Annotated in this window: 5 protein-coding genes; all 5 read right to left on the minus strand. The window is 69.1% G+C overall.

From position 1 onward, the window contains the following. Positions 1-33 precede the first annotated feature (33 nt). The gene (gene caiB / locus ABWK99_RS13160) at positions 34-1,275 is read right to left on the minus strand and encodes an L-carnitine CoA-transferase (RefSeq protein WP_372595158.1); all 1,242 of its coding nucleotides are present in this window, start codon (positions 1,273-1,275) and stop codon (positions 34-36) included. Continuing rightward, the gene (gene caiA / locus ABWK99_RS13165; RefSeq protein WP_372595159.1) at positions 1,272-2,405 is read right to left on the minus strand and encodes a crotonobetainyl-CoA dehydrogenase; all 1,134 of its coding nucleotides are present in this window, start codon (positions 2,403-2,405) and stop codon (positions 1,272-1,274) included. The genes caiB and caiA overlap by 4 nt, the downstream gene beginning before the upstream one ends. 38 nt (positions 2,406-2,443) lie before the next feature. After that, the gene (locus tag ABWK99_RS13170) at positions 2,444-3,421 is read right to left on the minus strand and encodes an alpha/beta hydrolase fold domain-containing protein (protein ID WP_372595160.1); all 978 of its coding nucleotides are present in this window, start codon (positions 3,419-3,421) and stop codon (positions 2,444-2,446) included. Then, entirely contained in the window at positions 3,418-4,806 is a 1,389-nt protein-coding gene (locus ABWK99_RS13175) for an MFS transporter (protein WP_372595161.1), read from the minus strand. The genes ABWK99_RS13170 and ABWK99_RS13175 overlap by 4 nt, the downstream gene beginning before the upstream one ends. 289 nt (positions 4,807-5,095) lie before the next feature. After that, positions 5,096-5,378 (minus strand): DUF3105 domain-containing protein (locus ABWK99_RS13180; protein ID WP_372595162.1); only part of this gene is annotated, 283 nt, incomplete at its 5' end.

Below are 5,378 nucleotides of genomic sequence, written 5' to 3' on the forward strand. Positions count from 1 at the left end.
ACGGCTCTCGGTCCGTGCACGCCGACGACAGGGTCAGCTCCTTCTGATCGTTCCGTTGTCCTCGAGCCGCGAGATCTCCTCGGGCGTCCACCCCGCCTCGGTGAGAACGGTGTCGGTGTCCTGGCCGAGATCCGGCATCGGCCGCCAGATCTGACCGGGGTTGCGCGCGAACTTCGGCACGATGCCGATGCCCTTGACGTTGCTGCCGTCCTGGCGCTTCCACTCGACGATGGCCTCCCGCTGGGCGAGGTGCTCCTCGGCGAGGACCTGGTCGAACTCGAGCACGGCGTTGGCCGCGAGCCCCGCCTCGGAGAACTCCTTCTCCAGCTCCAGGGCCTTCTGGGTGAGGCAGAACTCCTCGATCTTCGCCTCGATGAGCGGGGCCTGCGGCCCGTCGAGCCACAGCGCGCTGGTGTCCTCCGGGTAGTCCTCGGTCCCCCACAGGTGCCCGAGACCGATGCGCTCGAGCAGGTACTTGTTCTGCTTGACCCCGTAGATGCACAGCCCGATGAACCCGTCGGAGGTGCGGTACTCACCGATCGCGCAGAGGTTCGGGTGGCGGGGCCCGGGCCGGGGGTACACCGTGCCGTCGTTCATGTAGTCCATGAGGTAGTACGAGCCGATGCGCAGCATCACCTCGTACATCGCCACGTCGAGGCTCTCGCCCTCGCCTGTGGCCGTCGCCCGGTGCAGCGCGGCGAGCGCGGAGGACACCACCATGAGCGAGGTGAAGTAGTCCCCGACGTAGGGCACAGCGGCCATCGGCTGCTCGGGGGTGCCGTTCTGCGCCATGTAGCCGCTGTAGGCCTGGACGGTGAGGTCGTAGGCCGCGCGGTTGACCCGCTCCGGGACGCCGTACTGGCCGAACCCGGACACGTGGACGATGACGAGCCGCGGGTTGCGCTCCCACAGGAGCTCGTCGGTGATCCCGCGACGAGCGTAGGTCGGTCCCTTGGACGACTCGACGAAGATGTCCGCGTCGGCGATGAGCGAGAGGAGGACCTCGCGCCCCTCGTCGGTGAACGGGTTGAGGGCGACCGAGCGCTGGTTGCGCCGCTCGAGCTCCTTGACGTTGACGGTGTCGCGCATCGAGTCGCCCGTGCGGGTGTTCTCGATCCACACGACGTCGGCACCCCACTCGGCCATGAGCGCGGCAGCCGAGGGCGCAGCGATCTCGACGGCGGAGTAGACGACCTTGACGCCCTGGAGGGCGCCGAACGGGGGTACGGCTGAGGTCGGCACGGCAGATGGCTCCTTCGGTCCGGGGCTGGTCATCGGAAGTCCTTGAGCGCCGCGCGGCCCGCCGTCAGGATCATCATCTCGTCGGTCCCACCGGAGATCCGCTCCACGCGCAGGTCGCGGTAGAAGCGCGCCGCGCGGTGCTCGCCGGTCACCCCGAGGCCGCCGAGCACCTGGATCGCGTCGTCGACGACCTGGGCGGCCGCCCGGGTGCAGTAGAGCTTGGCCATCGACGCGTCGCCCTTGCCGAGCAGTCCGTTGTCGGCCTTCCACGCGACCTCGTAGACCATGTTGCGCATGTTGGTCAGGGCGATCTTCATGTTGGCGAACTTCTCCTGGATGAGCTGGTAGCGAGCGATCGCCTCGCCACCCTGCACCCGCTGGTTCGCGTACCGCGCGGCGTCCTCGAACGCGCAGAGCGCCCATCCGTAGTCGCAGGCCGCGACGAGGAACCGCTCGAGGTCGAAGTCGGCGACCGTCCGGGCGAAGCCCTCCCCCTCGGCGCCGAACATGTCCTGCTCGCCCAGCTCGACGTCGTCGAAGTAGACCTCGCAGCACGAGTCCATCCGCAGGCCGAGCTTCTCCAGCGGCTCCAGGGTGATGCCCGGAGCGCTCATGTCGACGAAGAACTCGCTGTACTGGCTCATGTCCTCGGCGTTGCGCGCCATGACGACCAGGTACGGCACGTGCTTGCTCGAGGTGATGTAGGTCTTGTGCCCGTTGAGGTAGACCTTGCCGTCCCGGCGGGTGTAGGTCGTCGACATCGCGGCGAAGCTCGAGCCGGCACCCGGCTCGGTCATCGCGAAGTTCCAGATCTGCTCACCGGTTCCCACCAGCGACAGGATCTTCTCCTGCTGCTCGGCGGTCCCCACCCGCACGACGGTCTCGAGCGTCGGCAGCTGGTAGAGCACGTAGGTCGGGCAGCCGAGGCGGCCCAGCTCCTCCCACACCGCTGCGATGGTCGTCCAGCCGGCGTCGAGCCCGCCGTGCTCCGGCGGGAGCAGGATCGTGTCGATCCCGATCGCCGCGAGCTCGGACACCCAGCGCTGCGGGTACTCGTGGGTGGCGTCGCACTTGGCGAAGTACGGCTCCCAGTTCTCGCGGGTCATGACCTCGCGGACGGCCTGGACCATCAGGTCCTGGTCCTCGCTGAGTGAGAAGTCCATGGGTGATGCCTTTCTTGGTGGAGACAGACGAGCCGCGGTCAGCGGTCAGCGGGGGTGGTGAGCCGCGCCGCCACGACGGAACGGTGGAACGCAGCCCCTTCGGCCAGCGCCTCCACCGCCTCGGGCAGGACGCGGGAGTAGTGCAGGAAACCGTGCAGGACGCCGCCGACCGACCGGAGACGGTGCGGGACACCGTGGTCGGACAGTGCGTCGGCGAGCGCGAGGGTGTCGTCGATGAGCGGGTCGACGGTCGAGCCGAGCAGGTAGGTCGGCGGGAACCCGTCGAGGTCAGCACCCAGGCAGTCCAGGTACGGGTCGGTGAGGTCCTGCGGGCCCCGGACGTAGGAGCCCAGGTAGAACTCGAGGTCGGCCTGGGTCAGACCGTCCCACTCGTTGCCGAGCCGGCGACGCGAGCGGGAGTCCCGCAAGCCGTAGATGCCGTAGTAGAGCAGCAGCGACTCGATCTCGGGTCCGCCCTGGTCGCGCAGCAGCAGCGTGGCCCCGACGGCGAGGTTCGCCCCGCCGGAGTCGCCGGCGAACGAGACCCGTCCGCCGGCGACTCCGTGGTCACTCGCATGCTCGGCCACATGCCGTGCGACCGCCGCGCACTCGTGCACCGCTCGGGGGAACTTCGCCTCCGGTGAGAGTGCGTAGTCCACCCCGACGACCACGGCACCCGACTCCGCCGCGAGGGTGCGCATGATGCGGTCGTGCGTGTCGAGGTCCCCGACGACGAACCCGCCGCCGTGGACGTAGACGATGACCGATCGGGCCTCGCCCCCCGGGTGGAACCAGCGCACCCGCACCGGGCCCTGCGGCCCCTCGACCAGCTCGTCGGTGGTCACCGCCATGGTCGGACCGCCGTCGTTCCAGTACTCCCGCTCGGCTGCGTACGCGACCCGCTGGGCCGCCGGCCCGGAATCGGCGGGCACGGAGCCCTCGCTACGGGCCGCCTGGATGCGGAGCACCTCGTGCATCCGCTCGGTGAGCAGTGGAAGGACGTCGATCGCGCTCATGATGCGGTGGTCACCGCCGGAACCCTGTTCGCGGCCTCTGCCGCAGCGGACGCTGCCACCGACGCGTCGTAGGCGGCCTGGAGCTGTCCGCGGTTGCGCTTCACGTAGAGCGACAGCACCTGGGCGGAGCCGACGGCCAGGACGGCGGAGCCGGCCAGGATCCAGAAGATGGTCGGGTAGGCAGCGCCCTCGTTGCCTGCTGCGGCGGCGTTGTCGATGATCGAGCCGAACCAGGTGCTGGAGAAGGTGTCCGGCATGAAGCCGACGACCGAGACCACACCCGTCGCGGCGCCGAACACCGACAGCGGCACCTTGCCCTCGGTGAGCTGGCTCGACACGATCCCGAACACACCGTTGGCGATGAAGCCCAGGGCGACACCGATCAGGGCGACCGAGACGATGAGGCTCGTGGTGGCCGGCAGCGACGCCGGAGCGGGGACGAGCGCGAGGACGGCGAGACCGAGCACGGCGATCACCGACCCGATCGAGATCACCAGGGAGGGGCGCTTGGCCTTGTAGGCGATCGCACCGAAGACCGGACCTGCCAGCAGGGTGACGCCGTAGGTGCGCAGCACCGAGGTGATGTTGTTGAGGGTGGAATCCGCGCCGAGGTACGCCATGTACGTCGTCGCGTAGTTCACGCCGGTGTAGAAGAAGTAGACGAAGAAGACCGTGGCCGCCGTGATGAGCACGACGGGGTTGCTCAGCGACCGCACGGCGTCGAGCACCACCTGCGAGATCGAGCGGAACTCCCCGATCTCACCCTCGAACTTCGGGATCACGAGGAACGAGAGGATGCCGAGCACCAGGATGAGGCCCGCGTAGAAGAGCAGGAAGGCACGGAATGCCTCCGGGGAGGTGGACCCGAGCCGGGCGAGGATCGCCGTGCCGATCAGCCCGACGAGGAACCCGGCAGCGCCGTAGATCCCGTAGCTGATGCCGATGTTGCGCGAGTACTCGGCCTCGTCGGCGATGAGCCGGACCAACTTGTAGCGCACGCCCCACCACAGCAGGATCGTGCTCAGACCCATGCCGACGAAGATGAGCAGCAGCGTGCTGAAGGACGGCAGCGTCGCGTACCAGAACGTCAGCCCGGCCGTGAGGATGAAGCCCGTCGAGGACAGCGTCCGCATCCGCATCCGGTCGGCGACGAGCCCGGAGGGCAGGTAGCAGATCGTCGCCGTGATGGCGTAGGCCGACAGCAACGCACCGACCTGGGTGTTCGTCAGGTCGAGCGCGACCTGCTGGGCCTCGTAGAACGCGTTCTTGAGGTAGGCGGGTCCGTAGATCGTCGAGCTTCCCGCACTCACCAGGATCAGCACGAACCATCGGCGGAACGTGGTGAGGTCCGAAGCCCTCATCTCGCCCTTGGCGGCAACCGCCATGTTGTCACTCCTCCGTCGGGGCGCCGCCCTCCGGCGCGTCGTGACACGAGCCTCGGGGGCCCTGCGCGAGATCTCGGGGGACGTTCGGTTCCGCAGGGGCCGCCTAGGTAGCGATTCCCAGCAGTTGCGTAGCCCCGTCCGTGCAGCGGCGCGCCGGGCGCTCTCCCGAGGGAGGCCACTGCGGCTCGCGAGGCGTGCGGGCACCACGGATGGCCCCGGCTTCGATGCCTTCGGCGTCTACTCGCCGGCGCGGAGCCGGTACGCACGCACCTGAACGGCGCACGGCATGTCAGCTCGGTTCGCCGACGCCCCCGCTGCACGGAGCCCCGGGCTCGGGCGTCTGCTCGCCCTGGACGTACGTGACCAAGAACGGCTCGACCCGTGGGTCGTCCGCGTCATCGACCTGGAGCTGCACTCCCCAGGCTGTCAGGACCACGGGCGCCGCGAGGTCGGGGAAGGGGCTGAGCAGCACGTAGCCTTCCCCGCGGGCCAGCTCCGTGAGCACGTCCACCTGCGCCTGGGCGAGGTCCGGACGGTAGGTGATCCACACGGCACCGTGCTCGAGGGAGTGC

Origin of the sequence: Actinotalea sp., assembly GCF_041597215.1 — a bacterium.
Lineage (GTDB): Bacteria > Actinomycetota > Actinomycetes > Actinomycetales > Cellulomonadaceae > Actinotalea.

Excerpts from the sequence above, each read along its gene's own strand:
- caiB (WP_372595158.1), bottom strand. The coding sequence starts at position 1,275 with ATGACCAGCCCCGGACCGAAGGAGCCATCTGCCGTGCCGACCTCAGCC.
- caiA (WP_372595159.1), bottom strand. The coding sequence starts at position 2,405 with ATGGACTTCTCACTCAGCGAGGACCAGGACCTGATGGTCCAGGCCGTC.
- ABWK99_RS13170 (WP_372595160.1), bottom strand. The coding sequence starts at position 3,421 with ATGAGCGCGATCGACGTCCTTCCACTGCTCACCGAGCGGATGCACGAG.
- ABWK99_RS13175 (WP_372595161.1), bottom strand. The coding sequence starts at position 4,806 with ATGGCGGTTGCCGCCAAGGGCGAGATGAGGGCTTCGGACCTCACCACG.